We start from the raw sequence: 26,636 nt of genomic DNA on the forward strand, positions 1-26,636 counted from the left end.
AGTATTATTTTAACGAGTCATTTTAGTACTTCCTACCGAATGGTAGCCGCTGCTACTACGTCCTAACTTCATCATACATGAATATTATCGAAACCCACAATATTGCCAGACGTTACGTAATGGGTACCGAAGTAATTGACGCTCTGAAGTCGATTACGATTAGTATTCAGAAAGGGGAGTACGTAGCATTTATGGGACCATCAGGGTCCGGTAAATCGACGTTGATGAATATTGTTGGCTGTCTGGACTCGCCTTCATCCGGGCATTATATTCTGAATGGGCAGGATGTGAGTCAGATGGGTGAAAACGATCTGGCCGAAGTACGTAACAAAGAAATTGGCTTTGTTTTCCAGACATTCAATCTGCTGCCCCGCCAAACGTCGCTGGAGAACGTAGCACTACCGCTCATTTATGCAGGATATAATAAAGCCGACCGGATTGAAAAGGCGATGTTAGCCCTTAAAAATGTGGGTCTGGAGCACCGGGCTGGTCACCGGCCCAACGAGTTATCGGGGGGGCAGCGCCAACGCGTAGCCGTTGCGCGGGCGTTGGTGAATGATCCCAGCATTTTGCTGGCCGATGAGCCAACTGGAAACCTGGATACGAAAACGTCCTATGAGATCATGGATCTGTTCGATCAGATTCACAGTAAGGGAAATACGGTGATCATGGTAACGCACGAAGAAGATATTGCCGAATATGCGCACCGTATTATTCGACTCCGTGATGGCCTGATTGAAACGGATCGAATTAATACAAACATCCGTAAAGCACATGCGTTGATGCAATCGTCAGAAGAGTGATCTTTTTTGTGCTGTATTTCTTAATATAAGCGTAGTATATTGGCCTAAAATTCCTAAAACGTATGCTCCGTAAAGTACTCATCGGCCTGTTAGCGATCTTCGTGCTTATCCAGTTTTTCCGGCCCGAAAAAAATCAGTCAGAGGGCATTTCGCCCAACGATATTTCGACAAAGTATGCCGTACCCGCTAGCGTACAGACTGTTCTAAAACGCTCCTGTTTCGATTGCCATTCGAACAACACAGTATATCCCTGGTACGATAATATTCAGCCCGTTTCCTGGTGGCTGGCCAATCACATCGAAGAAGGGAAGTCGGAGCTTAACTTCTCGGAGTTTACTACGTATCCTCCCAAAAAAGCCAGACATAAGCTGGAAGAAGTCGCTGAGGCTGTTACGGATGGCTGGATGCCTTTATCGTCTTACCTCCGAATCCATCAGGACGCAAAGCTGAAGCCTGAAGAAGCAAAACTGATTGCCGACTGGGCTAATCAACTACGTAGTCAGATACAGCTTCCTGCTGGCGAAACGGAAGAACATCATCATTAATAAATACAGCTAATTGGTACGCCATATCTTGGAGATATGGCGTACCAATTAGCTGTATTTATTAATGACTAAGCAGAAATAACGTCAGCAATGACATCGCGCCATTGCTGCATTTCTGGTACGCCGGGCTTACGTTTGCCAAAAATCAACGCAATACTATTCCCCTTTTTATCAAATAGATCGAGGCCAGTTACGATACCGTCTTTGGTGGGCTTTCGGGTTACCCAGATGCTATTAATCTGATCTTCGCGCAGATGCATATTGAAGGCTGGGTCCAGTACGTTATACCAGGGCCCCATGCTGACCAGTTTTTTAACGGTACCCGTATGAATCTGGATACAACCAGGGCTTGAGGCAAAAATCATAATCGGTAGTTCGCGTTCGGCGACCAGTTCAAATACCTTTTTCAGCTGATTGACCGAAATCTGCTCCGAATAGCCAGCCGGAGCCAGCCGTATTCCTTCTTCCCGATCCAACTTATATTTCCGGAGCAGGCCGAAAAACTCGTGTGTGTCCTGCATCGCTAACCAGGCATCCTGAAATGCCTGAACATCAACCGTCTCGTTAGCTGACTCTGCTTCTTTTTCGGGATAAGGCACCGTAACAATGGCTTCCGTTTGATCGGCGGCCAGGTATTTCTGAACAAGCGCTTCGTAGGCCGTTTCGTCAGATTGATCAGTCAGGTAGATTTTGTGTACTGCCAGACCGTCCTGATCGAAGAACTGTAAGCTCTTGCGACCATTTTCATCGACAGCAAAACCGAAATGCCAGCGCGACATAAACAGCCGCAGATCAATATCCGGACCCAGCACCAGGCCTGTCTGGTCGTTGAATGATACGTTCTCGTACACGCCTTTCCGCTCATGAACGATGTTGTCGTTACGTGTCAAGGCCATCACATAGGCCAACGTCGGTACTTCTTTAAGCAACTCACGAAAATCGCCTTCCAGTCGTTGAACGGTTTCGCCTAGTTGCGTCGCAAGCAGATCGGCTTCGCTGACACCCAGTTGTTTAGCCGCATCGCGGATTCTTGTTTTAGGGTTCTCTTCCAGGAACGTAGCCCAGCGTTCTTTGAGGCTCTGTGCTGTAATCATTGGATAATACTAGTTTGGTTAGTGACGATTAGAAAACTGATGTTGCTGTGGAATCACCATTGGGCAGTCTAGTTCGGGATGCTCAACGAGCCACACATTTAAGTTGAATACGTGCTTAATAGTCTCGACGGTGATGACTTCCTGCGGACGACCGATGGCCTCAATCCGGCCAGAACGTAGCATAACAATCTGATCGGCATACTGAGCCGCCAGATTTAGATCGTGCAGAATTACGACGGCGCAGAAGCCTTTCTGCGTGAACTCACGGGCTAATTCCAGCATCTGATGCTGGTGAAGCAGGTCCAGGCCGGTAGTCGGCTCGTCCAGAAATAAAATACCTTTGGGGACATCCCATATCTGGGCCAGCACTCGGGCTAACTGAACGCGCTGTTGCTCTCCGCCCGATAACGTAGTAAAAACGCGAGACGCAAATTCCCACATCCCCACTTTCTTAAGAGCCGTTTCGGCAACGTAGTAATCGTGGTCGGAGGGGTGAAAATCGAAGTGTGGATACCGGCCCATCAGCACTAATTCGCTGACCAGAAACGGAAAGACAACCGAATTTTGCTGCGGCAGAACGGCCCGCACCAGGGCTAGTTCTTTATCGGAATAGGCAGTAAGACTTTTTTTGTCGAGCCGTACTTCGCCAGATAAAGTGGTTAGCTCTCGTGTACAGAGTTTGAGTAATGTGGATTTCCCGGCACCATTCGCCCCAACAATGGCCAGCAGTTCGCCCGCTTTGGCCTGGAACGAAACGCCATCAAGGAGTTTTCGGTTACGTATCTGGTACGAGATGTTTCTTACTTCCAGCATATGGCTTCGTATTTAGGCGGCTGCTCGACGGCGTTCGCGGAATAAAATCCATAAAAACACAGGTGTTCCCAGTAAAGCGGTCAGGATGCCAATGGGCAGTTCGGCCGGGGCAACAATGGTCCGGGCCAGTGAATCGGCCAAGGTCAGCACAATAGCCCCGCCCAGCGCCGAACCCGTCAGGACACGGCGATGGTCAGAACCCACACCCATACGTATCAGATGAGGAATAACTAGCCCAATGAAGCCAATAATACCCGCCACAGCAACCGACGTACCGACGGCCATTGTTGAAAAAATAATGACCTGCCGTTTAATGCTTTTCAGGTTTACACCCAGCATACTAGCCTGACTCTCACCCAGCGCCAGCAAATTGAGCGACTTGGCTAATCTTGGAATACCCACCAAAGCCGCGGCCGTAAAGGGTAAAATGCTTAGCACCGATGTCCAACTGGCTCCACCTAGGCTTCCCAGGCTCCAGAACGTAATGTTACGTAGTTGTTCGTCGGTTGCCAGATAAGTCATGATGCCCGTCAAAGCACCTGATAAGGCATTAATGGCGATACCCGTAAGCAGCATTGTTGTGATCACATCTTTACCGGCCATGCGCGCTATGCGATAAACAAGGAAAGCAGTAGCACAGGCACCTGCGAAAGCAACAATAGATAGGGCATACATACCCAGCAATCCCGTCAGGGTTTGAAAAAGCTTTACTTCCAGAACAATCATCATTACCGCTGCCAAAGAAGCACCTGACGAAATACCGATCAGTCCGGGATCGGCGAGCGGATTACGGAAAAGCCCTTGAATAGCCGCTCCTGAAACCGCGAGTCCAGCACCAATCAGGAGGGCCAGACAAACACGCGGTAGGCGGATGGCCAATAAAATGGCTTCTTTAGTAGCGTCGACAGCGGCAGAATACCCCAGCGATTTGGCGAGAATCAGCCAAATTTCGTACGGACTAACGTATAAAGCTCCAATACCCACTGATACGACAATAGTAACCAGCAACGTAATAACCAGAACCGGCATAAGCCACGGATTCACAACTGTTCTGATAGCTGACGTCGGTGGCTTTTTGATCGTGGTACGAGCGTTAATTGTGGCGGCAGTGGTATTCATCAGACTCAGGCTTTGGGTTTCTGGGCTATTTTCTGGGTCAACTCCTGTAGGGCTTTTCCCAATCGGGGAGAAAAACCGGTCAGTAAGTGTCCATCCATCGTAATAATTCGGCCGTTTTTGCCCGCGTTTGTTTGAGCAATACCCTGAACTTTAGCTAGTCCCTGCGCTCCGCCCAGGCTTTCAAGCCCACTGTCGAACAGGAGAATAACATCGGGGTTGGCCGTAACGAGGGCTTCAGCGGTGAGGGGTTTATAGTTTTCGAAGCTAGACGTAGCATTGACGCCACCGGCCAGCTCAATCATTTTGTCGACCTGCGTGCCTTTGCCCGAAACCATCATCGTACCCGTACCGCGAGCGTAGATAAAAAGGACTTTCGGACTATTGATTGCTTTTTTTACCTGGGCCAGGTCGGCATCTAGTTTTTTGAGAATTGGTTTAGCCCGTGAGGGGACCTGACACGTATTGGCCACATCCTGTATCAGTTTTTTGGTGCCTGCTACGCTATATTCCTGCTGAAACGTAATGACGGCAATGCCCGCCGATTTGATCTGTTCAATGACTTCTGGCTTGGTGCCCGCATTAACGGATGTCAGCACGAGGGTTGGTTTTAGCGAAATAACACCTTCGGCCGAAATAGTCCGGTTGTGTCCTACTTTGGGCAGTTTTTGTAACGATTCTGGATATGTACTCGTCACATCAACACCAATCAGGTGCGACTGTAGACCCAGATCACATAAAATTTCGCTCACTGTACCGTCCAGCGATACAATTCGGACGGGTTCATCCTTAGGCGCTTTTGTCGCAAAAATAGCCTGGCTACTCAATAGAAGCCCGAGAATCAGACCGCCAATCCACGCTTTTAAAACAGGTATTGTTTTCATGCCTATTGTTGTTTGATGGAAAATGCACTGCCAGCATGGCTAGCAGTGCGATAAGTTGTTACGTTGTTAGGCGCCCTGCTTAACCAGTTTGAATTCGAGTTTAGGCTTACCCCGTTCGCCACCATCCTGGGTAGTGAAGCTGATAAACTTGAGTTTGTAGACGTTGCCCGCAGCATCTTTAATGACGTAGAACCGATCGGTTTTGACGCCAATAGTGCCCGTTGTGGCCCGCCAGTTTGAGCCTATTACGTGCTTATCGTTCTTGAAGGTGGTTGTGGCGATGTTGCTTTCGCCATACGCATCATACGATACCGTGCTGGTCAGAATTTCGGCTGCGGTTACTCCACCGAGGTGATTGATATAAACCTGATCGGAGAAGTAGTAGGGAATATCGTTGGCGCCATCGCTGGTTTTGTAAAGACCGCCCGTCCATTCAATGTCCCAGCGGGTTTTGGCGGGTTCTACGTCAACTACAGTGCCCGAGTCGAACGATACGTAGTTGAAGTTATAGGCAGCGTCTTTCGAAATAGAAACCGTTTTAAAGGTAGTTTCTTTAATGCCTGCGTATTGAAGGGTGTAGCCAGTGGTTCCATTACGTAATACTCTGATTTTGATCCATCCTTTGGCCGCTACGGAGCCGCCGGTGCCCCGATTAATGATAAACACTTTATTATCCGTGTCCGTAACCGAAATACCAGCTATTACGGTTTTGGTAATATCGCCTGATACGTCGTCGATTAATTTCAATCCCGCTGGGTCGAAGTTGCTGGTACTCAGCACCAGGCCAACGGTGTCGGCCGCCGTTACCTGCGTTAAATCGTTTTTAGCCAGGGCAATAGCCGCTGCTCCTGTTGTGTTGTTGATGATGACTCGGAAATCAGTCCCCGAATAGAAACCCAAATCCCAGGCTGCCCGACGTACCGACGTAGCGGAGTTATTACTCAAATCGGCAAATACAGAGTTGACAGCGCTGGAGCCGCCCGTTCCGCCATCGAGCGTTAACGTAGTGCCAGCCGAAACAATCGACGTGAACTTAACCTTGAGATCTTTGGTCGTACCAACCAGAACCGGACTCGTCGCAGACGTGATGGCAAAATCAATCGTTTCGCTACCGCTGAGGAAAAGATTATCGGCTTTGGTCAACGTAAAGGAAGCTTCGTTGCTACCAGCGGGCACCGTCAACGAAAGCGTATTGCGGGTGGTGGCTGGTGTGGTGGAAAACTGAGTTCCATACGTAATGCCGGTAGGCGTAACCTGAATCGTTACGGGCGTAGCTGCATCAACCGCCCGCGATAATTTCAGTTTAATGGTCGATGCTTTAGTGGCCGCATCCATACCTTGTTCGGCACTCTCGAACTGCACTACGTTGTCTGGTAATGGTGGATCACTTTCCTTACAGGCATTTAATGTACTGACTGCCAGAATGAGCATGCATACGATAACTCGTTTCATATAATTCAACTATTTGGGAGTGAGGTATTGATAATGAGTAATTTATGGGTTAGGTATAGCCAGTCGTAATTAGTTTTTGTACCATTGGAAGTTCAGCCCCAGAAAATAAGAGCGTCCGTAACTGACGGGCGAAGGGCCACTGGCGTTATGGGCTCCACCCGTATCGGTTGAGTTATTGGCCAGCCGGGTAATATTGAATAGATTTTTAGCCCCAGCCGTGAGCGTCAGGAATTTCGCAATGGGCTTCGTAACGGTTAAGTCGGCCCAGTGGAAAGCGGCAATCTCTGTTAACGTAGCGGTAACCTGCCCATCTGAATTGACGGTTGCCAGATAATTGGGGCGTTTGCCTGAGTACTTATAGAACAGGCTGACTTTTGTATCGATTGCTCGGAGGGTATAGGTCAGGTTGGTATTGACCTCCGGCGACCACATGAACGTAGTAAGCTGTCCGTTTGCGTAGGAGACAGTGTCGGGTGTAGCGAGCAGGTTATTGTATCGGCCAATGTAGGAGAAGCCAATCGTGGCACTCAGATCTTTCCAGTTGAATACGTTTTCTAACGTAGCGCCCGTTGTTTTAAACTTATCGATGTTAATAGTCATCGAAATTCGTGGGTCGTTTGGGTCTATGCCGTAGCTGATCAGGTTATTGAAGCTATTGTAAAAGAAGCCGAGTGTTGATTTGAACGTACGGGTTGGTTGCCAGGCCAGCGATCCGTTGAAACTGTTTGAGTTTTCTGCTTTTAGGTTAGGGTTGCCTTTAATGGAATGGCTGGCATCGAAGAAGTTAAAGTATAATTCGCGCAGGGCTGGTGAGCGGAAACCACGGGCATAGGTTAGCCTCAAATCCAGGGTAGAGGTAAGAGCAAACTTGGTGTTAAGGGAAGGAATAACCGGTGGCGCGTCGTAAACGGAGTTTTTGATAAATCGCAGACCCGGACGAATACTGATGCGAGAAGTTGGATTAAGCGTTGATGAAACAAAGAAAGCAAAGTCGTTGATGGTTGGTGAACCCTGAATTCGTGCGCCAGTAGCGCCATCCAGATTGATGTCGAGACCCGGTTGCACGGAAACGATCGATGAGGCTTTATACGAAGCCGTAACCCGATACGTCTGACTGGAAAATTTCGATACGTCCTGTTCGCCTTCGCCCAGCGATAGGGTCCGACGCCCAGTTGTTACGTCCAGAATGGTCGTTTGTGTGCGTCGCTGGTAGTCCGTGTAGGACGCCTGTGTATTTAATTGAAAACGGTCGCTTGTTTTCCAGTCGCCCTGAAGCTGATGAACGTATCGATAGGTGATGTATTTCTGGTCGCGGGCCTGGTTCGTATTGACGTTAGCAGGTCCCTCGCTTAGCAAGTTTTCTTTTAGGGCATCCAGCCGGTAGTAGATAGTTGCGTTATCGGTACGATAGCCAAGTTTACCATGTCCAAATAATTGATCTTTAGGAAGCCATTCTTTTGCACGTCCTATCGATTGCCCCTGCCAGCCGCCAAATGTATTGTTGGTAATACCCGCCGATGCGTTCCAGCCTTTTTTCTGCCACGTAACGCCTACGTTCTGAATATGCAGCCCCTGATTGGTCAGGAAGTTATAGTCCTGATTAGCCGTTTCTTCCTGAATCCGGGCAGTAATGCCTAGCTGTTCAGATCCGGGCTTTTTAGTAATAATATTGATAACGCCAGCCAACGCATCGGAGCCATACGAAACCGACATTGGCCCTTCAACAATTTCAATACGGTCAATACTATTGATATCGATCTGATTAAGACTTTCCCGAGTATCGCCCCGGTCGACCATCGGAAGGCCGTCCAGCAGAATCTTTACGTTACGTCCCGACATGCCCATCAACTGAACATCGGTTGTACCGAGAGTGAGATCGTTAGAAAAGCGAAAGCCCAGCTCGTTGTTCAGTACGCCCATTACGTTCACGGGAGCCCGTAGGCGAATGCGCTCACTATCAATTACGCGGACGTTATAAACCGACTTTTTAAGCGACTGGGGTTCATACTGACCGGTTACGACCACTTCATTTAGTTGATTGTGGCCCGGTTTCAGTTGAACCACTACTTGGGCTGGTTTGCCTTTTTCTATAGTGACTGACTGGCTATTGGTTTCATAGCCCATCATTGAGATCTGTATGTCGTGCTTGCCGGGTAGCAGGTTAGTTAGCATGAAATGCCCGTTTTTATCCGCTGCTGTTACGTTCTTGCTTCCTTTAACCCGGATTGTGGCAAATGCTGCCGGTGATCCATCAGCTACTGTTACGTTACCTTCTACAGTAGAGCCTGCCAATGATTGCGCGTTAAGTCCATTGATAGCAGGAAGTATCATTAAGCCTATATGCAGAAGAAGCCAGATAAACGTATTTTTCATAGTGATTTCTGTACAGTCACGTAAATGGGCAGATGGCTGGGTAGGCCAACATTTATTGATTTATAGTCAGTTTGTTAAGTAGGAATTCGAGCACTAATAGCACCTTTAATGAGTATGATTTATTATTTAGACTTATTAAAAATAATAGCAAAAGTAATGATTGAAGCTTTTATTGCAATATTTATTAAGACAAAATCTAAATAAATTGTGTGAGAGGCTGGGTATAACTTGCAGAAGCACCCAACAAAAAAAGTCCTGCGGGGGCAGGACTTCCTAGAAAATAAACTTTTTGGGTTTGATTGTCAGGCCTTCAACGAGATTTTACGCCCTGTTTCAGCAGCCTGATAAATTGCCTGTAGAAGTTTGACATCCCAAAGACCCTCGGCGCCAGTTATATGGTCACGGAGTGTTTTACCATCAAGAAGGTCCTTGCAGACACCATCCATATGCGTAGCCTGGTGGTTAACAACGGGCTGTTCAATAGGACCTTTGCTGGTACGTCCTTTCAGTGGGCCATAACCAAAAGCGGGTGCCAGCTCAAACCATCCTTTCTCGCAGGATGCGTATAGACGCTCAACACCAGCCGCATAGCTGGTTGTCGAATTAGAAACCGCACCGCTTGGAAACTCAAACTGCCAGAACATGGTCTCTTCGACGTCTTTGAATTTTTGTGGATCGGTTTTCGGTGCAAACTGAGCCGTCACCGAAATCGGCTCTTCGCCCGTTACGTAGCGAGCGCCCTGAATGGCATAAATGCCAACGTCCATCAGGGGACCACCGCCAGCCATACTTTTCTTTAACCGCCACTGATTCGGATCTCCACTTCGGAATCCGTCGCTGCTCTCTACGAACTTAACGGCACCAAAGACTTTTTCGCGACCTAGTCGCATCACCTCTTTCGTGAATGGTTCATAATGAAGCCGGTAACCAATAGCTAGTTGTTTATTGGCCTTTTTACAGGCATCAATCATGTTCTGGCATTCTTTTGGTGTAATAGCCATCGGCTTTTCACAGATGACGTGTTTGCCTGCTTTTGCCGCCCGTACTACGTATTCTTCGTGCATCGAGTTGGGTAATACGACGTATACTACGTCAATATCCTTGTTATCTGCAATTCGATCGAAGGTTTTGTAATCGTAAATGTTGGCTTGCGGAATGTTATACTTCTGTTTCCATTCTTCAGCTTTGGTGGGCGTACCCGTCACAATACCGGCCAGGCGGCAATATTGGGTTTCCTGCAGGGCGGGTGCCAGAAGGTTTTTGCTGTAATAGCCAAGACCAACAAGAGCAATACCGAGTTTACGTCCAGGCTGGGCCAGGTCTTTAAGATTCTTATCTAGCGTGTAGAGCCCGTTGTTCTCATGTCGAACAAATTCATTGTCGGCATACCCTAGAAAGGGAAGCGACAAGGCAGAGGCACCTGCACCCAGATTACGAAGGAATTTTCGTCGGGAGTTTAGCGGTTGATTTTTCATGAATAGCCTATGGTTGAACGCAATCATTTACTGACTCTCAAAAGGGAGCAACGATAACTTTCTACCAGTTAAGCTATTTTAAGTCGGTTTTTACAACGTTTTTCTGAATTAACGGATCGTATATAGGCTAGGGTGAGCGAGCGTTGTCTGATTCGTTGTTCATCCGTTACTATAGTCTTTCTAAATCCCTTATCTGTTATCATGAAAAACCTTTCACTAGTTGCCATTTTACTTATTTTCAATCTGCCTGTGTTTGCTCAGGTTCCATCATTTGAATTCGGACTGAAGGGAGGGCTGAATCTGTCCCGTCTGGCTCTGGAAAACAAGGACGTTCCTCAGAGCGTCAAGCCAGGGGTTAATGTAGGCGTAACGGCTACATACAACGTTACTCAGCATCTTTTTCTGCAATCTGGACTGGCTTTTTCGATGAAAGGTACAAGGGTCGAAGGGGCAGCCCCACTAGGGTTTTCAGAACGTATACTATATCCCGGTAAAGAAGCTGTTTTAACAAGTAACCAACTCTATTTGCAAGTGCCTGTTTATGTTGGCTATAAAATTGGAATATCCTCATCAACTAAACTTGTTTTGACGGGCGGTCCTTATTTTGCTCATGGCATAGGTGGCAAATCCCAACTAACGGGCGATATTATTTATGGGGATATGATTGAATATAGTACGCTGAAGGAGCCAACATTCGGTAGTCGTGGCCTTCAGTCATTCGATTATGGAATCGGTTCGGGTATTGGCGTTGAGATAGGGAGGACTATAATAGGCGTTAGCTACGAACTGGGTCTGAAGAATATTGCTCCCACAGGCCTTGTTTATTTCCCTTTTTACAATGGCAGTTATAAAAATAGAAATGCCTCACTATCTCTGGAGTACAAGTTCTAGTGGGGCACGTTTGGTACGTCAATAACTTTGTAAGGAGCTACTGGTAGGCATGTTGCTGATGAGACTGAGTCTCATCAGCAACACAAAAAAAGCTATGCGATACCAATCTGAATGTCAGTTATACAGTTTTCCTGGTTCTCAAAATCAATGACAGTATATACCTCACGAACGTTGCCAGTGCCCTGATAACCTTCCCGGTAAAGCTGAGAAAACAGGATACTATAGACCTCCTTAAAATCGCTCCAGGGGCCGGCATATGTATAAGATGCACAACGAAAGGAAGGAAATGTTTTATAGGAAAACTCGCTTGATGCTTCCCTTTCCTGAGCAATAGGCAAGGCAATTTCCAGTTGAAATTCCTGATTTTCGTCGCCACTGGCCCCTGTATAAACCCAATAAATAGGCCCCGATACGTCTAAATTAAGTCGATTGGCTTCGGCATACAGGTCTTCGGCAACCGTACGTACGTGTTGCGAGAGCGTACTTAATGTAGTCCGTGTAGTGAATGTAAGCGCCGTAAATGAATTGGTTTCCTGAACAGATAAAGCGTTTTCTGGAATCGACAGTTGCGTTGTCATAAGTATTGGAGATTGATGAATGACCACAACAAAGGTCGCCCAACGTGGTGACAGCCGTATGTCAGCAGAAAACGGGTTAGGTGTGAATTTTACCGGCTATTCGAACTGAAACAGGCGAACCATCGGCGTAGAAAACTGAAACCGGGTCTTTAGCTAAAAAAGGCACAAAGGCTTCGCCATATAAATCGGCTACGTCGGCATCCAGGTAAGCATTACGTACGTCGGCAATCTGCCAGGATACGTGTTCGACCTGATATTCATGGACTGTGGTCTCGCTCAGTTTATTATATCCCCAGTAGTGCTCAAAAATAAAGGATTCGGGGCCATCAGGTGGCATGGTTTGTAGCGTAGTGCTAACTGTTCCTCCCAGCGAATTCCAGCGGCCTTTGTGTTTCCACTCATACCGCAAGGATAACTGCTCATTATCGACTGGTACTTTTCTATGCCGCATGGGAAGCGACCGATACCGCTCGTTATATAGGGTGTTGGCAATAATGGCAATCATTGGCTTCGGTACGATCTCACTAACGAATACAACTCCGCGTTTCCAGACTTTACCATCGAAGTGTCGCACGTAAAAGCGCAGATTGACTTCTTCAAAATTGACATGCCAGGGCCACTGAATACCCAGTACGCTTGTTTCCAGGAAATTGAAACCTACCATGCTGACCAGCGCCTTTCCCTGCCATAAGTCCAGTTCAGTAGCAGGGGGTAAATGAGGTATCAATACGTAGGGACTAACTTCGTAATTCAACATCAGCAAGTTGCGCCATTGAGCGCTCAGGAATGTCCGTTTACTCATAACGTAGCATGGAGTTTTCAGGAAAACAAATTAGCCAGCCTCAAGATAAGGCTGGCTACATTAAACTAGTTGTTGATGATTATTAAAAAATGTATTTATTCTCGGCAATCATAGCATCGGCTAGTTGACGGCGGGCATCTTTGAGATTCATAGGCTCAATCTTGGTAAACCGTTTGAGCCCCATCAGCATGCCACGCAGTTCATCACCATCAGCGAATGAGGTGATGGCTGAGCGTCCGGAATTATTTACTTTTTCGACGGCTTCGTGCAGATAAACCTGGGCCATTAACTTCTGTAACGCAGCAGCGTCTTCGCCTTTTAGGCCTATTAGCTTTTCGACACGTAACAAGACAGATTCGGCCGCGTAGATTTCGATAACCATATCGGCAATGTTCATAATGATTTCCTGTTCGTCTGACAGCGTCATCATGAATTTCTGAACGGCAGCACCGGCCACCATCAGGGCGGCCTTTTTCAGATTTCGAAGCACTTTTTTCTCAGCGATGAAAAGCCCTTCTTCCTCGTCCATGTTGAAGTCAGGAATCGACATGATTTCTTTCGCAACGGCCATGGCTGGACCCATCAGATCTAGTTCGCCTTTCATGGCTCGTTTAATCAGCATGTCGACAACGAGCATACGGTTTATCTCGTTGGTGCCTTCGAATATTCGATTGATGCGGGCATCCCGGTAAGCGCGGTCCATGGGTGCATCGGCTGAGTAGCCCATACCGCCATACACCTGAACGCCTTCATCGACCACGTAATCCAATGTTTCGGAACCGTGAACTTTCATGATGGCACATTCGATAGCGAATTGTTCCAGCGCTTTGAGTTTGGCAGGACCATCTTCAGTACCTTTCGCTTTGAGGTCTTCGATCAGATCGTCGATGTTCTGGCCAGCCCGGTAGCAGGAGGTTTCGGTCGCATATACTTTTATGGCCATTTCAGCCAGTTTGTGCTTGATAGCACCAAACTGCGAAATCGATGTTTTGAACTGTTTCCGTTCATTGGCGTAGCGAACGGCATTGTTGATAACTTCTTTGGAGCCACCCACTGCTGCTATGCCAAGCTTGATACGGCCAATATTCAGAATATTGACTGCAATCTTAAATCCGTTACCTCGTTCCGACAGAAGGTTTTCAACGGGAACCTGTACATCGTTAAAGAAAATCTGACGTGTATCGGAGCCTTTGATACCCATTTTATGCTCCGGCTCGTTCATCGTGATACCCTCATACGAACGTTCTACAATGAAGGCCGAGAGGTTTTTGTCAGTCTGTCCCTGCTCTTCAATTTTGGCGAAGACAATATACACATCGGCAAAGCCACCATTGGTAATCCACATCTTCTGGCCATTCAGAACGTAGTGTTTACCATCTTCAGTGAGCTTGGCCTTCGTTTTACCCGAGTTGGCATCCGATCCAGAGTCTGGCTCAGTCAGACAGTAGGCCGCTTTCCATTCGCCGGTAGCCAGCTTAGGCAGGTATTTTGCTTTTTGGGCTTCATTACCGTAGTAAACAATCGGTAATGTGCCAATACCTGTATGAGCAGATAGCGCTACGGAAAACGAATGGCCCGCACCGGTCGTCTCGGCTACCAGCATCGATGTATTAAAGTTCATGCCGAAACCGCCGTATTCTTCTGGTACCGACGTACCCAGCAGGCCTAGTTCTCCCGCTTTATCCATTAGCGATGAGATTAGCTCTGGTGATTTGGCATTATCTATCTCATTGAGCCGTGGCCAGATTTCCCGCTCCAGAAACTCCCGGCTGCTGGCGGAAATCATTAGCTGCTCTTCAGTAAATTCTTCAGGAATAAAGACTTGTGACGCTTCAGTTTCTTTGATCAAAAATTCGCCACCTTTAATGGAAGCTTTAGGCTCTGTCGCAATCATGTCAGAAGGGGGTTTATTATGCTTGCATACTAATTTACTAACAAAGAAAGTGATTTTTTTGATAGTATGCAAGCATACTATTTTATGTTTTTTTCCAGAACAAACCGATTAATAGCTGAATTATTTTCAGTCTGTTTTGGTATATAAAGCAAATGCTGGCTAATAGACATCGCTATCAGCCAGCATCATATAGCTACTATAAATGAATTAATTTAAACGCTCAAAGATACCTGCAACGCCCTGGCCTCCACCTACACAGGCCGAAACCATGCCGTATTTCTGATCACGTCGGCGCATTTCGTTAAGAAGCTGTACCGATAATCGGGCACCCGTTGAACCGAGCGCATGGCCCAGGGCAATAGCACCGCCGTTTGGATTAATCTTATCAGGATTAAGTCCTAGTTCCTGGATCACTGCCAGCGATTGGGCCGCAAAAGCTTCGTTTAATTCAATCTGATCAATATCATCCTGTTGCAAACCTGCCTTCTTTAGCGCAATAGGTATGGCGGCTACCGGACCAATTCCCATGATTTTGGGTTCGACACCAGCCGTAGCATAGGACACCATGCGAGCCACTGGCTGTAGGTTAAGTTCATTCACCAAGCGCTCTGACATCACGATGACGAAGGCGGCTCCATCAGAAGTTTGCGATGAATTACCCGCCGTTACCGACCCGCCTGCCGCGAAAACAGGTTTTAATTTGGCCAATGCTTCAGCGTTGGTATCGGCGCGGGGACCTTCATCCTGAGAAACCGTCCAGTTGCGGGTTTTCTTTTTACCGCTTGCTGCGTCAAAATAAGTTTCACTTACATTAATAGGCACTATTTCGTTCGCAAATCGTCCTTCCTTCTGGGCTGCTAAGGCTTTCTGATGCGACTCATACGCAAACTGATCCTGGGCATCACGACTAATCTTAAATTGTTGGGCTACCTGTTCGGCAGTTAAGCCCATGCCGATGTAATAATCAGGATTCGTTTTGGCGATCTCATAGTTTAGTGCCGTTTTCCAGCCCATCACGGGCACTAGTGACATCGACTCTGTTCCACCAGCTATGATGCAGTCAGCAAGACCAGCATGGATTTTTGCCGAAGCGATGGCTATAGCTTCCAGGCCCGAGCCACAATAGCGGTTGATGGTCATGCCCGGTACGCTCTTAGGTAATGACAAAAGGGCAATGTATCGAGCAATCTGCATGCCTTGTTCGGCTTCCGGAACGGCGTTCCCAACAATGAGGTCTTCAACCTGGGCAGGGTCCAGATTGGGAACTTGCCCTAACAAATGCTTGATAACTTCAGCCGCCATATCGTCGGGGCGAGTTAGGCGGAGGCCGCCCCGAGGGGCTTTTCCTACAGCCGTGCGATATCCGGCTACAATATATGCGTCCATAAAACAGACTGTTGATTACTGGTTAAGCAGGAAACTCATTGCAATAACTCATTTTTTACGTGAATAATTACAGAATTGATCGAAAATATTATGCAAGCATACTATTATGTGGCCTGTTTAGTACGTCATAAAAGTAAATGGAATACGCCCGAATTAGTAAAATAGGAATCCCGTTCCCTTTTTGTAGTCAAAACTGATATGGTAGTGATACCTGAAACGGCTGTATGAATCGTAGAGAATTCACAAAGAATATGGGGGTAGTGATGACAGCGCTCAATCTGCCAATTTTGAAAACAACTGTCTCGGCGAAGCCTTTTGTTCGGTTGGGAGCGCCCTTGCTGGAGCGTTTCGATGGGCCAGATGAGTGGATCGCTTTGTTGAAGAAAGATCGGTACCGGGCTGCTTATTGCCCTTTGAAAACGGATGCTCCTGCCGATCAGATTAAAGCCTATCAAACAGCTGCCAAACGAGCCGATATTGTTATTGCCGAAGTTGGAGCCTGGAGTAATCCGATTAGCCCCGATGCGGATATGGCCCGTACAGCTATCAAAAAATGCATTGATTCATTAGCTCTGTCAGAAGCGATAGGCGCCAACTGCTGCGTTAATATCAGTGGGTCAAAAAACCCGGCGCAGTGGGCCGGCCCTCATAAAGACAACTTTTCTACAGCAACCTTTGATCAAATTGTAGAGGTTACCCGACGTATTATTGATGAGGTTAAACCTACACAGACCTATTTTGCGTTGGAATTAATGCCCTGGAGTTATCCAGATTCGCCGGATTCGTATTTACGGCTGATTAAGGCCATCGACCGGAAGCGGTTTGCCGTTCATCTGGACCCAATGAATATTATCGATAGTCCACGAAGTTTCTTTTCGAACAGTGCTTTAATCAAAGAGTGCTTTGCCAAGCTAGGGTCGTATATCCGAAGCTGCCATGGGAAAGACATTATCCTCAAAGAAGATGTATACACTCCACAACTGGTTGAATGTCGGCCTGGATTAGGGCAATTAGATTACACCATGTTTCTGACAGAGCTTAGCAAACTGAAAAATATTCCCCTCATGTTAGAACATTTGTCTACTATGGAAGCCTATCAGCAGGCCGCTACGTATATTCGATCAGTGGGTGATAAAGTCGGAATCGACGTTTAGCGTTTGAATTGCTAAGGCTTCAGTTGCCGTTTGAAGAAATCCCAGGATTCCAGATATACATTAATATCGTTAGGATAATCGTGTTTTCCGCCTAATACTTTTAGAAGTGTAATTTCAGGTTTTCCCTTCTGCTTGTAGGTATAGCGTTCAATAATCTTACCATCGTTGGGATCGGTATCGGGTAAGAGTTGTTTTACGGGGTCGTTTTTATAGCCTGCTAGCTCCGACCAGTAATGAAATGTTCTGTCGGTTGACCGCACCAGTCCCAGGCTGATAGCACCAGTAATTACCTCGCCACCCTGATAGGGGTTTACGGTATCATCGGTACCGTTGGTAATCATTACGGGAATTGCCAGTCGTTTTTCGGGGCAATCCAGATTATTGGTGTCGGGTAGGTTTGCGACAATGGCTGATATGGCCCGAAACCGTTCGGGTGCTGTTAACGCAAGTTTATAAGCCATATGGCCACCCCCCGACGTACCGACTACGAATATCTGTTTCGGATTGATCTGATATTTTTTTTCGAAGTAACGTATCATTTCCTCGAAAAAGGCATTGTCGTTGATATTCTTCAGGTTTGCTTCTGAGTTCGCTGTTTTACGGCATTCGTTCCAAAAGTGCTTGTAGCCATCCGGATAGACCAGCAGTATATTCTCTTTAGGTACGATCTCTTCCAGCTTTCCTGCACCCCGTCTGATACCTACTCCGTCACCACCTGAACCATGTAGGACAAACAATAATGATGCTTTTGGGCGCGCTGGCGTTAAAAAATGAAACGTGCGCTGATTTCCCTCAATCAGCAGGGAATCATTGATGAGCTGTCCTTTAACGGTATATATCCCGCTGGTCAGTAGTAGGAATAGTAGGCAAAGTCGCATATCGTAAAAATAAGTAAGCCGCTCGTTGAGCGGCTTAGTAGTCAACTAAAAGAACCATAGGTTAGAAATGGCGATCACCCGCTTCGCGCTTCCCGAGCATCACGGCTCCTACCATTGCTACCAGAAATAGTACGGATACCAACTCGAAGGGTAATATGTAGTCGCTATAGAGAAGGCCACCAAGGTGTTCAACTAAACCCGTATTTGGATTAAATGACGTATTTGAACTAACCGTGGTAACCTGCGCATTTTTGGCTCGGAAAATCGTAATCAGCATGACCATTAGCAGTCCGCCAACTACAACCGAAGCCATTTTGGTCAGGTTTGTTTTCGACTCTTCGTCTTCCCGGCGAAGGTTCAGGAACATGATGGTAAACAGGAAAAGTACCATAATAGCCCCCGCGTAGACGATGATATTAACAGCTGCCAGAAACTGCGCATTAAGCAAAATGTAATGACCAGACAGGCAAAAGAACGTAGCAATCAACGCCAGTACGCTATAGATTGGGTTACGAGCTGTTACAACACCAATTGCACTAAAAAGCGTAAGAGCCGTTAGAACAAGAAACAGATAGCCGGTTGGCGTTAATGTCTTAAAGAAATTTAGAAATTCAGTCATAGCTCAGGTAAATGTAGGACGATAGGAGGTAGGCTCGTCTACGTAGCGGCCCGTGTCAGACTCGGTTCAGTTGGGGTTGCTTTTACTTCAGAATTGTTGGCGCGAACGTAGCGATCGTCCATTTTTTCAACGAGCCGTTCTTTTCCATAAACAACTTCATCGCGTTCCATAAACACAGGAACCATGCGGTCGTGACGGAGATAAACCGCCTGCTTCGGACAAGCTTCTTCACACAGACCGCAGAAGATGCAACGTAGCATGTTGATTTCGTACACCGCTGCGTATTTCTCTTCGCGATAGAGGTTTTCTTCGCCTTTTTTGCGCTCGGCCGCTACCATCGAAATAGCTTCGGCAGGACAGGCAACCGCGCATAGACCGCAGGCTGTACAACGTTCACGGCCTTGCTCGTCGCGTTTCAGTACGTGGTGACCCCGGTAAACAGGACCCAGGTATTTCTTTACTTCTGGATATTGTATCGTTACCTTCTTTTTGAAAAGGTGGCTTATCGTGATGCCCAGACCGCTAAAAAAAGCAGGTAAGTACATCTTCTCCGCCAGCGTCATTTCTTTATTGCTGACTTGTTTGGCTCTATTCGTTAGTTGCATACGATGTGTTTGAAGATTGTGGTTTGCGGTTTGAAACGATACGTAGCGGATTCAAACCGCAAACTTCAAACATGATTTATTACGACTGTTGCGTGAGCATTTCCCGTTTGGGTGCCTTCACCGTTGTTGTTATTGCCAATACGATCATGACGATCGCAATCAACCAGCTTGCGTACTTGAAATTGAATAACAATCCGGCACCGGTAATAACAATATTCAGAATCGACAGTGGAATCAACGATTTCCAACCCAGGTTCATTAGTTGGTCGTAGCGGAAACGTGGAACCGTCCAGCGAACCCACATAAAGAAGAAAATAAAGAAGAAAATCTTCCCGAAGAAGAGAATGAACTGGATGGCCGTAGCAATATTATGGCCTGTGATGGCTCCCATCGACTTCTCTAAAGCACTTCCTACTTCATTCATGAATGGGTAATGGAAACCACCGAAGTATAGTGTCGAAATGAAGGCAGACGACACGAACATGTTGATGTATTCGGCAAACAGATAGAAACCGAGTTTCATCGAGCTATATTCAGTGTGATAACCACCAACCAGTTCCGTTTCGCACTCGGGTAAGTCGAACGGTGTACGGTTACATTCCGCAAAGGCACAGGTCAGGAATATAATGAATCCCAATGGCTGTGTAAATACGTTCCACTCAAAGAAACTAGCCTGTTCGTTCACAATAGAACGTAGCGACAGCGAGCCCGTCATCATCAGAATAGCAATGATGGACAAACCTAGCGCAATTTCGTAGCTGATATTCTGCGATGCGGCACGTATCGCACCGAGTAGTGAGAATTTGTTGTTCGAAGCCCAGCCACCGACCATAACGCCATACACGCCCAGCGATACAACGCCGAAAATGTAAAGTACGCCAATGTTTAGTTCTGTGCCCTGAAGCGGCACTTCATAACTGACTTTATCCCACATGAATCGAATGCTGTCGCCAAATGGAATAACAGCACTCGACATCAGAGCGGTCAGCATGGCTAAGCACGGGCCGAGAATAAACAGCCACTTGCTGGCCTGCGCCGGAATGAAGTCTTCTTTAAAGAACATTTTACCCGCATCTGCCAAAGGCTGCATGAGTCCCCAAACACCTGCGCGGTTAGGTCCCAGACGGTCTTGTAAAAAAGCAGCCGCTTTACGTTCTCCCCAGGTTGAGTAAGCCGCAATCAGGAGCGTTATGACGAAAAGAACCAGAATGATAATCCCTTTCGCAGATAATATGACTAGGTCCATTTTTTTAAGTTTTCAATTTTCAGTTTTCAGTTTTCAGTTTTCAGTCAGTTTATGCAACTCTTCCTGAAAACTATAAACTGCAAACTCATTTACTGTAACTTACTTAAGGTTCTGGTTCCAATGCCGAAGGTAACACTTTCGCAAAGCGTTCGGGAGCTAATTGCTCGATTTGCAACTGTGACGTATCGCGCTCATCGTGAATCTGCTTGTACTCTGCTGCGGCCAGCCGCTGACCAAACGAAGGTTTGATTGTATCGGCCCGGTACTTATTGGCTGAGATAACCGAACTGCGCGATATTTTGGTTGGACCCTCAATCGTCCAGTCGCTGGTTTTCTTCGTCTCAAAGCGGCACGTATTACAAATGAACTCAGTAACCTCGTTCCATTCATTTTTACGGGCCGTAACACGTATCACCTCTTCTCCCCGATACCAGAGCGTTACGTTGCCCGAGCAGGTTGGGCAATCGCGGTGAGCATCGACGGGCTTCGAGAACCAAACCCGACTTTTGAACCGATACGTCTTGTCGGTCAATGCACCTACCGGACATACGTCGATTACGTTGCCTGAGAAATCATTATCGATCGCTTTCTCAATGTACGTACCAATTTCAGCCGCGTCGCCACGCCCCAATACGCCGTGAACCCGCTTGTTCGTAATCTGATCGGCCGTAAATACACAGCGATAGCACAGGATGCAGCGCGTCATGTGCAACTGAATATATGGGCCTAGATCATGCTTTTCGAACGTGCGACGGTCTTCTTCATAACGTGTTGTAACCTTGCCATGATCGAATGCGAAGTTCTGCAGGTCGCACTCGCCAGCCTGATCGCAAACGGGGCAATCGAGTGGGTGATTCAACAGCAGGAACTCAACGATTCCGTTGCGAGCATCTACTACCTGCGGATTAGTCGTATTTTCTACGATCATCCCATCCTGAACGGCGGTTAAGCAGGAAGCTACCAGTTTTGGCATAGGCCGTGGGTCTTTCGCCGACCCGGCGGCAACACGTACCAGACAGGCCCGGCATTTGCCGCCACTGCCTTTCAATGGCTGATAGTAACACATGGCCGGAGGAGCCACCTCCGGACCAATTTTGCGGGCGGCCTGCAAAATGGTCGTTCCCGGCTCCACTTCGACTTCAATACCGTCGATGGTAACTTTCAACAATTGCGGCTTTACGTCTTCCATTCGCTGCTACAGCTCAAATTTTGTAATTAATAATTCGGTCGAAGGCTTCCTGCTTAATTTGCTCAGCATCGATCATCGCTGCTAGTTGTTCTGCATTGTATGCTCCTCCGAATGCCTCTTCTGCGGCTTCCTTTAGTGAAAAAGAGAATGACTCATCAATGGCAGCTTTCATTTCCTCTGGTTTTAAATAAAAGCCACCTGCGGTACGTCGTTTATTCGCTTTAAAAATACCAAATAACGCATGGTTGATAGATCGCTTCCATGAGCTTGTTATTCGGGATTCTGCTTTTTGTTTAATTAAATGAATGAGTAAAACGGCTAAAAAACTTTCAACTTTGGCAATCTTATCATCTTTAGCCATTTCATCCATTTCATCAATCAGAGTCAATGCGCCAGTATAATCCTGCTCCTCTATCAGTTTTCGCAATGTCTCTAATTCTTCCATAAAAATTTTATGGTTATACCAATGCCATTTCGCCCCGGTATACGGCACCGGGTTGAGTAGCTTCGGCTGGATGGTCAATGTGCCACTGGAACTCATCGCGGAAGTGCCGGATAGCGCTGGCTACCGGCCATGCTGCTGCGTCGCCCAATGGACAGATGGTATTTCCTTCGATTTTTTTCGCTACATCGACCAGCAAATCAATGTCTTGCTGGTGGCCGTGGCCGTATTCAATGCGATGGAGAACTTTCTCCATCCATCCAGTTCCTTCGCGGCAGGGACTACACTGACCACAGGATTCGTGATGGTAGAATCGGGAGAAATTCCAGGTGTTACGTACGATACAGGCCGTTTCGTCGAAAACAATGAAACCACCCGAGCCTAGCATGGTACCCGTTGCAAAACCACCATCCGACAGCGATTCGTAGCTCATCAGGCGTTTTTCACCATTAGCTAAGGTAAGCGCAAGGTTTGATGGCAAAATGGGTACTGATGAACCACCTGCTACGAGGGCTTTGAACTTATGACCGGGACGGATACCGCCACACCATTCATCGGCAAAAATGAAATCTTCAACTGGAACACCAAGCTCAATTTCGTAAACACCTGGCTTCCGGATATGACCCGATGCCGAAATCAATTTCGTGCCAGTGCTACGTCCGATGCCAATGGCCGCATACGCATCACCACCGTTATTGACAATCCACGACGTAGTAGCAATTGATTCTACGTTGTTAACCACCGTTGGAGACTGGTAAAGTCCTTTCACAGCAGGAAACGGTGGTTTGTTACGTGGGTTTCCGCGTTTACCTTCCAGCGATTCGAGTAACGCTGTTTCTTCACCGCAGATATAGGCACCGCCACCGGGTTGTACAACCAGTTCAAGGTCGTAACCCGAACCAAGAATATTTTTCCCCAGGAAACCTTTTGCTTTTGCTTCGGCAATGGCTTTTTCAAGGATATGAATGACATACATCAATTCACCCCGAACGTAGATGAACGATTTGTTGGCTCCCAGCGCATATGATGAAACAATCATCCCCTCAATAAGTAAGTGAGGAATCATCTTCATCAAATAGTGGTCTTTAAACGTACCGGGCTCCGATTCGTCGGCGTTGCAGACCAGATACCGTGGAACACCTTCGGGTTTGGCCAGGAAGCTCCATTTCATGCCCATTGGGAAGCCTGCTCCACCACGACCACGAACGCCAGCTTTCTTGACTTCTTCAACAATGGCGTCGGGCGTCATCGTTTTCAGGGCTTTTTCAACAGCGGTGTAGCCGCCATGTTTCCGGTAAACGTCGAATGTTTCGATGCCGGGAACGTTAATATGCTCGGTTAAAATTTTGGTAGCCATTCCTTACTTCGACAGTTCGTCAATGATTTCGTCTACGCGCTCGTTAGTCAGATTCATGTAGTATTTTTCCCGAATCTGGAAAACGGGTCCCATACCGCAGGCAGCCAGACATTCTACTTCTTTAAGTGTAAATTGCCCGTCTACTGTAGTTTGGCCTGTCTCGATGCCAAGGCGCTGCTTCAGGTGAGCCAGTACGTCTTCTCCACCCATCAGGCAGCAAGGGCCTGTGCGGCAATATTCGATGACGTGTTTACCAACCGGCTCAATATGATACATGGTGTAGAACGTAGCTACCTCATATACTTCAATTGGTTGAATATCGAGAAGTCGTGCTACGTAGTCCATACCTTCGGGGCTGGTCCAGCCTTCCTGCTCCTGTAGCAGATGAAGCAATGGCAATAAAGCCGATTTCTGCCGACCTTCGGGGTAACGTGCAATAATTTCCTCGGCTTTGGCTAACCGTTCGGGGGTGAAAACTACCGCCTTATTTTCAAGAGTCTTACTCATAGTTTAAAACTATAAACCGCTCGTTTTGCGGCCAGTGAAAACTGTGTTACGCATCCAGTTCGCCTGCAATAACATTCATGCTACTCATGATGATAATGGCATCTGACAGAGTCAGTCCCTTACACATTTCCGGATAAGCCTGGTAATAAATAAAGCATGGCCGACGGAAATGCAGACGATACGGCGCACGGCCACCATCACTAATCAAATAGAAGCCTAATTCACCATTACCACCCTCAACAGCGTGGTACACTTCGCCAACTGGAGCATCAATTTCACCCATCACAATTTTAAAGTGATAGATGAGCGCTTCCATGTTTTTGTACACTTCCTGTTTAGGCGGCAAATAATATTGTGGGGCATCAGCGTAATAGGAACCTTCGGGCAGGTTGTCCATTGCCTGCTTGATGATCCGTAAGCTCTGCCACATTTCTTCACTACGTACCATATAGCGGTCATACGTATCACCGTTCTGACCGATGGGAATATCGAACTCGAAATCATCATAAGACGAATACGGATTCATAACCCGTACGTCGTAATCGACACCAGCAGCCCGCAGGTTTGGGCCCGTGAAACCGTAGCTAAGCGCGCGTTCGGCCGTAATGCTTCCTACGTTGATCACGCGGTCCATGAAAATCCGGTTACGATTAAACAGATTTTCGAACTCCTGCAACACTTTCGGGAAACGTACCAGAAACTCACGAATCTTGCGGATGGCTGTTGGCGATAAATCACGCTCCATACCACCGATACGTCCCATATTGGTAGTCAGACGCGCACCGCAGATCTCTTCGTAGATATCGTAGATTTTTTCGCGTTCCTGGAAAACGTAGGTAAAACCGGTGAGTGCCCCAGCATCGGCACCCAAAATACCGTTACAAACGATGTGGTCGGCAATACGAGCCAACTCCATCATAATAACCCGGATATATTGTGCCCGTTTCGGAATATCGATTCCCAACAGTTTCTCCACCGTCATGTGCCATCCCATGTTGTTGATGGGGGAGGAGCAATAATTCATCCGGTCGGTAAGCGTCGTGATCTGGTAGAACGGACGACGTTCGGCGATTTTTTCGAACGCCCGGTGAATGTAGCCAACCGTTTGCTCGCCCGACACAATTTTCTCCCCATCCATCTGCAGGATGTTCTGGAAAATACCGTGTGTAGCCGGGTGAGTTGGCCCAAGGTTAAGCGTCGTGAGTTCGTTGACGTACTGAACTGGACCTTGTTCGGCTGGTAGGTTTTTGTTCGCTATATCGAGATCTTCAGAAACCATGTTAAAAGAGTTTATAGTTTTCAATTTTCAGTTTGTAGTTCGCAGAGCAGATAGAGCCGCTGAAAACGACAAGCTGGGAACCGAAAACTCTTTATCGTCCAAACAACGCGTCAATTTTATCTTCCCGAGTTGAATCTTCCAGCGGATATTCTTTGCGCATAGGGTGGTAATCCATTTCCTCCATATTCAGAATGCGACGAAGATCGGGGTGACCGTCAAAAATTACGCCAAACAGATCAAAGGTTTCCCGCTCCATCCAGTTGGCGCTGGCATACAACGTAGTGGCTGTTGGAATATGAATGTCTTCTGCTGTTAGGTAGACTTTGATCCGTAGCCGGAAATTATTGATCAGACTGTGCAGGTGATAAACAACGCAGAATTCTTTACCCGGCGAATCTGGATAATGAATGGCTGTAATGTCTGTCAAAAAACTAACCTGATACGTAGTGTGATCTTTCAGGTACGTTATCAACGGAATAATGTTCTCCCGCGTCGTTGAAAAGGTTAGCAGATTGTATGGATCATCAAAATCACGAACGGATTCGCCAAACTGATTAATTATGGTCTGCGCAACTTCCTCGTTGGTCAGCATACTGGTGGGGTGAACTAATGATTGACTAATTAGCTATTAAATACGGATTCTCGTTTATATGAGAACCCGTATTCTATACATTATTGAATATTATAGGAATTCAATAAGTGCTGATATTCTTCGGTATTACGGCGACGTAATGACTCATTTTTTGCCAGCTCCTGAATTTGCATAACCCCTTCAATGATCTGCTCGGGACGGGGAGGGCAACCGGGAACATAAACATCAACCGGAATAATTCGATCAATGCCCTGCAAAACGCTATACGTATCGAAAATACCACCGCTGGATGCACAGGCACCAATTGCCACCACCCAACGGGGCTCCGCCATTTGGAGATATACCTGTTTCACAACCGGGGCCATTTTTTTGGCAATCGTTCCAGCTACCAGCAGCATATCGGCCTGCCGGGGCGAAAAACTATTGCGTTCTGACCCAAAGCGGCCCAGATCCCAGTCGGATGCCAGCGTTGCCATGAATTCAATGCCACAGCAGGACGTAGCAAATGGTAATGGCCAGAGCGAATTTGCCCGGGCCAGCCCTATGATTTTATCGAATGAAGTGGCTGAGAAACCGGGGCCATCGTAACTCGCCGGGGCTTTCGCCAATTTAATGTCAGTTGCCATAAGAAACACGGTCCGCCGTTGCGGTTGTAGTTACCT

The 26,636-nt window shown here is 47.2% G+C and carries 26 protein-coding genes; 4 read left to right on the forward strand and 22 right to left on the reverse strand.

From position 1 onward, the window contains the following. The first annotated feature begins 77 nt into the window (after positions 1–77). Both GK108_RS02430 and GK108_RS02435 read left to right on the forward strand, forming a co-directional pair. Positions 78–803: an ABC transporter ATP-binding protein gene (locus GK108_RS02430; protein WP_163942200.1), complete on the forward strand. Its 726-nt coding sequence runs from the start codon at positions 78–80 to the stop codon at positions 801–803. A 62-nt stretch (positions 804–865) separates the two neighbouring features. Then, complete coding sequence (locus tag GK108_RS02435) at positions 866–1,348, forward strand: heme-binding domain-containing protein (RefSeq protein ID WP_163942203.1); 483 nt, start codon at positions 866–868, stop codon at positions 1,346–1,348. Positions 1,349–1,416: 68 nt separating this feature from the next. Here GK108_RS02435 and GK108_RS02440 read toward each other — a convergent pair whose 3' ends face one another. The 7 genes from GK108_RS02440 to GK108_RS02470 all read right to left on the reverse strand — a co-directional run bounded on the left by GK108_RS02440 (position 1,417) and on the right by GK108_RS02470 (position 10,555). Next, positions 1,417–2,442: a hemin-degrading factor gene (locus GK108_RS02440; protein ID WP_163942206.1), complete on the reverse strand. Its 1,026-nt coding sequence runs from the start codon at positions 2,440–2,442 to the stop codon at positions 1,417–1,419. Between the two features lie 18 nt (positions 2,443–2,460). After that, the gene (locus GK108_RS02445) at positions 2,461–3,255 is read right to left on the reverse strand and encodes a heme ABC transporter ATP-binding protein (protein WP_163942209.1); all 795 of its coding nucleotides are present in this window, start codon (positions 3,253–3,255) and stop codon (positions 2,461–2,463) included. 12 nt (positions 3,256–3,267) lie between these two features. Further along, on the reverse strand, positions 3,268–4,374 hold the full coding sequence (locus GK108_RS02450) for a FecCD family ABC transporter permease (RefSeq protein ID WP_163942212.1): 1,107 nt from the start codon (positions 4,372–4,374) through the stop codon (positions 3,268–3,270). A gap of 5 nt (positions 4,375–4,379) precedes the next feature. Continuing rightward, positions 4,380–5,255, reverse strand: a complete 876-nt coding sequence (locus tag GK108_RS02455) for a heme/hemin ABC transporter substrate-binding protein (RefSeq protein WP_163942215.1) — start codon at positions 5,253–5,255, stop codon at positions 4,380–4,382. 66 nt (positions 5,256–5,321) lie between these two features. Next, on the reverse strand, positions 5,322–6,707 hold the full coding sequence (locus GK108_RS02460; protein WP_163942218.1) for an HmuY family protein: 1,386 nt from the start codon (positions 6,705–6,707) through the stop codon (positions 5,322–5,324). Positions 6,708–6,776: 69 nt separating this feature from the next. Then, positions 6,777–9,080 carry a TonB-dependent receptor gene (locus GK108_RS02465; RefSeq protein WP_163942219.1) on the reverse strand — a complete coding sequence of 768 codons (2,304 nt, stop codon included), beginning with the start codon at positions 9,078–9,080 and terminating at the stop codon, positions 6,777–6,779. A 302-nt stretch (positions 9,081–9,382) separates the two neighbouring features. Then, positions 9,383–10,555: a Gfo/Idh/MocA family protein gene (locus GK108_RS02470; protein WP_163942221.1), complete on the reverse strand. Its 1,173-nt coding sequence runs from the start codon at positions 10,553–10,555 to the stop codon at positions 9,383–9,385. Positions 10,556–10,756: 201 nt separating this feature from the next. Here GK108_RS02470 and GK108_RS02475 point away from each other — a divergent pair, with 201 nt between their 5' ends. Then, entirely contained in the window at positions 10,757–11,446 is a 690-nt protein-coding gene (locus tag GK108_RS02475; protein WP_163942223.1) for a porin family protein, read from the forward strand. 92 nt (positions 11,447–11,538) lie between these two features. On the opposite strand, the gene GK108_RS02480 is transcribed toward GK108_RS02475, so the two are convergent. The 4 genes from GK108_RS02480 to GK108_RS02495 form a co-directional block, all read right to left on the reverse strand. Continuing rightward, the gene (locus tag GK108_RS02480; RefSeq protein ID WP_163942225.1) at positions 11,539–12,024 is read right to left on the reverse strand and encodes a GyrI-like domain-containing protein; all 486 of its coding nucleotides are present in this window, start codon (positions 12,022–12,024) and stop codon (positions 11,539–11,541) included. A gap of 76 nt (positions 12,025–12,100) precedes the next feature. Next, positions 12,101–12,826, reverse strand: a complete 726-nt coding sequence (locus GK108_RS02485) for a YqjF family protein (protein ID WP_163942227.1) — start codon at positions 12,824–12,826, stop codon at positions 12,101–12,103. Positions 12,827–12,908: 82 nt separating this feature from the next. Then, on the reverse strand, positions 12,909–14,720 hold the full coding sequence (locus tag GK108_RS02490; protein WP_163942229.1) for an acyl-CoA dehydrogenase family protein: 1,812 nt from the start codon (positions 14,718–14,720) through the stop codon (positions 12,909–12,911). Between the two features lie 207 nt (positions 14,721–14,927). Further along, positions 14,928–16,106 (reverse strand): acetyl-CoA C-acyltransferase, encoded by a 1,179-nt coding sequence (locus tag GK108_RS02495; RefSeq protein WP_163942231.1) that lies wholly within the window; start codon positions 16,104–16,106, stop codon positions 14,928–14,930. 224 nt (positions 16,107–16,330) lie between these two features. On the opposite strand from GK108_RS02495, the gene GK108_RS02500 reads away from it, so the two are divergent. Further along, positions 16,331–17,260: a sugar phosphate isomerase/epimerase family protein gene (locus tag GK108_RS02500; RefSeq protein WP_163942234.1), complete on the forward strand. Its 930-nt coding sequence runs from the start codon at positions 16,331–16,333 to the stop codon at positions 17,258–17,260. Between the two features lie 11 nt (positions 17,261–17,271). Here GK108_RS02500 and GK108_RS02505 read toward each other — a convergent pair whose 3' ends face one another. From GK108_RS02505 to GK108_RS02555, 11 genes are all read right to left on the reverse strand, one after another. Then, positions 17,272–18,138, reverse strand: a complete 867-nt coding sequence (locus GK108_RS02505) for an alpha/beta hydrolase family esterase (protein WP_163942238.1) — start codon at positions 18,136–18,138, stop codon at positions 17,272–17,274. Positions 18,139–18,199: 61 nt separating this feature from the next. Further along, a complete protein-coding gene (locus GK108_RS02510; protein ID WP_163942240.1) occupies positions 18,200–18,757 on the reverse strand; it encodes an NADH-quinone oxidoreductase subunit J family protein in 558 nt (185 codons plus the stop codon). Positions 18,758–18,795: 38 nt separating this feature from the next. Next, positions 18,796–19,362, reverse strand: coding sequence for a NuoI/complex I 23 kDa subunit family protein (locus GK108_RS02515; protein WP_163942244.1), 567 nt, complete (start codon positions 19,360–19,362; stop codon positions 18,796–18,798). A 79-nt stretch (positions 19,363–19,441) separates the two neighbouring features. Beyond that, positions 19,442–20,608 (reverse strand): NADH-quinone oxidoreductase subunit NuoH, encoded by a 1,167-nt coding sequence (nuoH, locus tag GK108_RS02520; protein ID WP_163942247.1) that lies wholly within the window; start codon positions 20,606–20,608, stop codon positions 19,442–19,444. Positions 20,609–20,711: 103 nt separating this feature from the next. Then, complete coding sequence (locus GK108_RS02525) at positions 20,712–21,797, reverse strand: 2Fe-2S iron-sulfur cluster-binding protein (RefSeq protein WP_163942250.1); 1,086 nt, start codon at positions 21,795–21,797, stop codon at positions 20,712–20,714. A 13-nt stretch (positions 21,798–21,810) separates the two neighbouring features. After that, positions 21,811–22,242 carry a DUF29 family protein gene (locus GK108_RS02530; RefSeq protein ID WP_163942253.1) on the reverse strand — a complete coding sequence of 144 codons (432 nt, stop codon included), beginning with the start codon at positions 22,240–22,242 and terminating at the stop codon, positions 21,811–21,813. 13 nt (positions 22,243–22,255) lie between these two features. After that, a complete protein-coding gene (gene nuoF / locus GK108_RS02535) occupies positions 22,256–23,596 on the reverse strand; it encodes an NADH-quinone oxidoreductase subunit NuoF (protein WP_163942256.1) in 1,341 nt (446 codons plus the stop codon). Between the two features lie 3 nt (positions 23,597–23,599). Beyond that, positions 23,600–24,103, reverse strand: coding sequence for an NADH-quinone oxidoreductase subunit NuoE (gene nuoE / locus GK108_RS02540; RefSeq protein ID WP_163942259.1), 504 nt, complete (start codon positions 24,101–24,103; stop codon positions 23,600–23,602). A 46-nt stretch (positions 24,104–24,149) separates the two neighbouring features. Next, entirely contained in the window at positions 24,150–25,382 is a 1,233-nt protein-coding gene (gene nuoD / locus GK108_RS02545) for an NADH dehydrogenase (quinone) subunit D (RefSeq protein ID WP_163942262.1), read from the reverse strand. A gap of 91 nt (positions 25,383–25,473) precedes the next feature. Continuing rightward, complete coding sequence (locus GK108_RS02550) at positions 25,474–25,974, reverse strand: NADH-quinone oxidoreductase subunit C (protein ID WP_163942265.1); 501 nt, start codon at positions 25,972–25,974, stop codon at positions 25,474–25,476. 80 nt (positions 25,975–26,054) lie between these two features. Further along, entirely contained in the window at positions 26,055–26,600 is a 546-nt protein-coding gene (locus tag GK108_RS02555) for an NADH-quinone oxidoreductase subunit B (protein WP_163942268.1), read from the reverse strand. Between the last annotated feature and the right edge of the window lie 36 nt (positions 26,601–26,636).

The sequence above is a fragment of the Spirosoma terrae genome (genome assembly GCF_010435915.1).
Lineage (GTDB): Bacteria > Bacteroidota > Bacteroidia > Cytophagales > Spirosomataceae > Spirosoma > Spirosoma terrae.

What these genes read in the sequence shown, in the direction of transcription:
- GK108_RS02475 (WP_163942223.1), top strand. Translation starts at nt 10,757, where the DNA reads ATGAAAAACCTTTCACTAGTTGCCATTTTACTTATTTTCAATCTGCCT.
- GK108_RS02430 (WP_163942200.1), top strand. Translation starts at nt 78, where the DNA reads ATGAATATTATCGAAACCCACAATATTGCCAGACGTTACGTAATGGGT.
- GK108_RS02440 (WP_163942206.1), bottom strand. Translation starts at nt 2,442, where the DNA reads ATGATTACAGCACAGAGCCTCAAAGAACGCTGGGCTACGTTCCTGGAA.
- nuoD (WP_163942262.1), bottom strand. Translation starts at nt 25,382, where the DNA reads ATGGTTTCTGAAGATCTCGATATAGCGAACAAAAACCTACCAGCCGAA.
- GK108_RS02555 (WP_163942268.1), bottom strand. Translation starts at nt 26,600, where the DNA reads ATGGCAACTGACATTAAATTGGCGAAAGCCCCGGCGAGTTACGATGGC.
- nuoE (WP_163942259.1), bottom strand. Translation starts at nt 24,103, where the DNA reads ATGAGTAAGACTCTTGAAAATAAGGCGGTAGTTTTCACCCCCGAACGG.
- GK108_RS02485 (WP_163942227.1), bottom strand. Translation starts at nt 12,826, where the DNA reads ATGAGTAAACGGACATTCCTGAGCGCTCAATGGCGCAACTTGCTGATG.
- GK108_RS02530 (WP_163942253.1), bottom strand. Translation starts at nt 22,242, where the DNA reads ATGGAAGAATTAGAGACATTGCGAAAACTGATAGAGGAGCAGGATTAT.
- GK108_RS02550 (WP_163942265.1), bottom strand. Translation starts at nt 25,974, where the DNA reads ATGCTGACCAACGAGGAAGTTGCGCAGACCATAATTAATCAGTTTGGC.
- GK108_RS02510 (WP_163942240.1), bottom strand. Translation starts at nt 18,757, where the DNA reads ATGACTGAATTTCTAAATTTCTTTAAGACATTAACGCCAACCGGCTAT.
- GK108_RS02525 (WP_163942250.1), bottom strand. Translation starts at nt 21,797, where the DNA reads ATGGAAGACGTAAAGCCGCAATTGTTGAAAGTTACCATCGACGGTATT.
- GK108_RS02515 (WP_163942244.1), bottom strand. Translation starts at nt 19,362, where the DNA reads ATGCAACTAACGAATAGAGCCAAACAAGTCAGCAATAAAGAAATGACG.
- GK108_RS02465 (WP_163942219.1), bottom strand. Translation starts at nt 9,080, where the DNA reads ATGAAAAATACGTTTATCTGGCTTCTTCTGCATATAGGCTTAATGATA.
- GK108_RS02500 (WP_163942234.1), top strand. Translation starts at nt 16,331, where the DNA reads ATGAATCGTAGAGAATTCACAAAGAATATGGGGGTAGTGATGACAGCG.
- GK108_RS02480 (WP_163942225.1), bottom strand. Translation starts at nt 12,024, where the DNA reads ATGACAACGCAACTGTCGATTCCAGAAAACGCTTTATCTGTTCAGGAA.
- GK108_RS02490 (WP_163942229.1), bottom strand. Translation starts at nt 14,720, where the DNA reads ATGATTGCGACAGAGCCTAAAGCTTCCATTAAAGGTGGCGAATTTTTG.
- GK108_RS02495 (WP_163942231.1), bottom strand. Translation starts at nt 16,106, where the DNA reads ATGGACGCATATATTGTAGCCGGATATCGCACGGCTGTAGGAAAAGCC.
- nuoH (WP_163942247.1), bottom strand. Translation starts at nt 20,608, where the DNA reads ATGGACCTAGTCATATTATCTGCGAAAGGGATTATCATTCTGGTTCTT.
- GK108_RS02435 (WP_163942203.1), top strand. Translation starts at nt 866, where the DNA reads ATGCTCCGTAAAGTACTCATCGGCCTGTTAGCGATCTTCGTGCTTATC.
- GK108_RS02470 (WP_163942221.1), bottom strand. Translation starts at nt 10,555, where the DNA reads ATGAAAAATCAACCGCTAAACTCCCGACGAAAATTCCTTCGTAATCTG.
- GK108_RS02460 (WP_163942218.1), bottom strand. Translation starts at nt 6,707, where the DNA reads ATGAAACGAGTTATCGTATGCATGCTCATTCTGGCAGTCAGTACATTA.
- GK108_RS02450 (WP_163942212.1), bottom strand. Translation starts at nt 4,374, where the DNA reads ATGAATACCACTGCCGCCACAATTAACGCTCGTACCACGATCAAAAAG.
- GK108_RS02445 (WP_163942209.1), bottom strand. Translation starts at nt 3,255, where the DNA reads ATGCTGGAAGTAAGAAACATCTCGTACCAGATACGTAACCGAAAACTC.
- GK108_RS02455 (WP_163942215.1), bottom strand. Translation starts at nt 5,255, where the DNA reads ATGAAAACAATACCTGTTTTAAAAGCGTGGATTGGCGGTCTGATTCTC.
- nuoF (WP_163942256.1), bottom strand. Translation starts at nt 23,596, where the DNA reads ATGGCTACCAAAATTTTAACCGAGCATATTAACGTTCCCGGCATCGAA.
- GK108_RS02505 (WP_163942238.1), bottom strand. Translation starts at nt 18,138, where the DNA reads ATGCGACTTTGCCTACTATTCCTACTACTGACCAGCGGGATATATACC.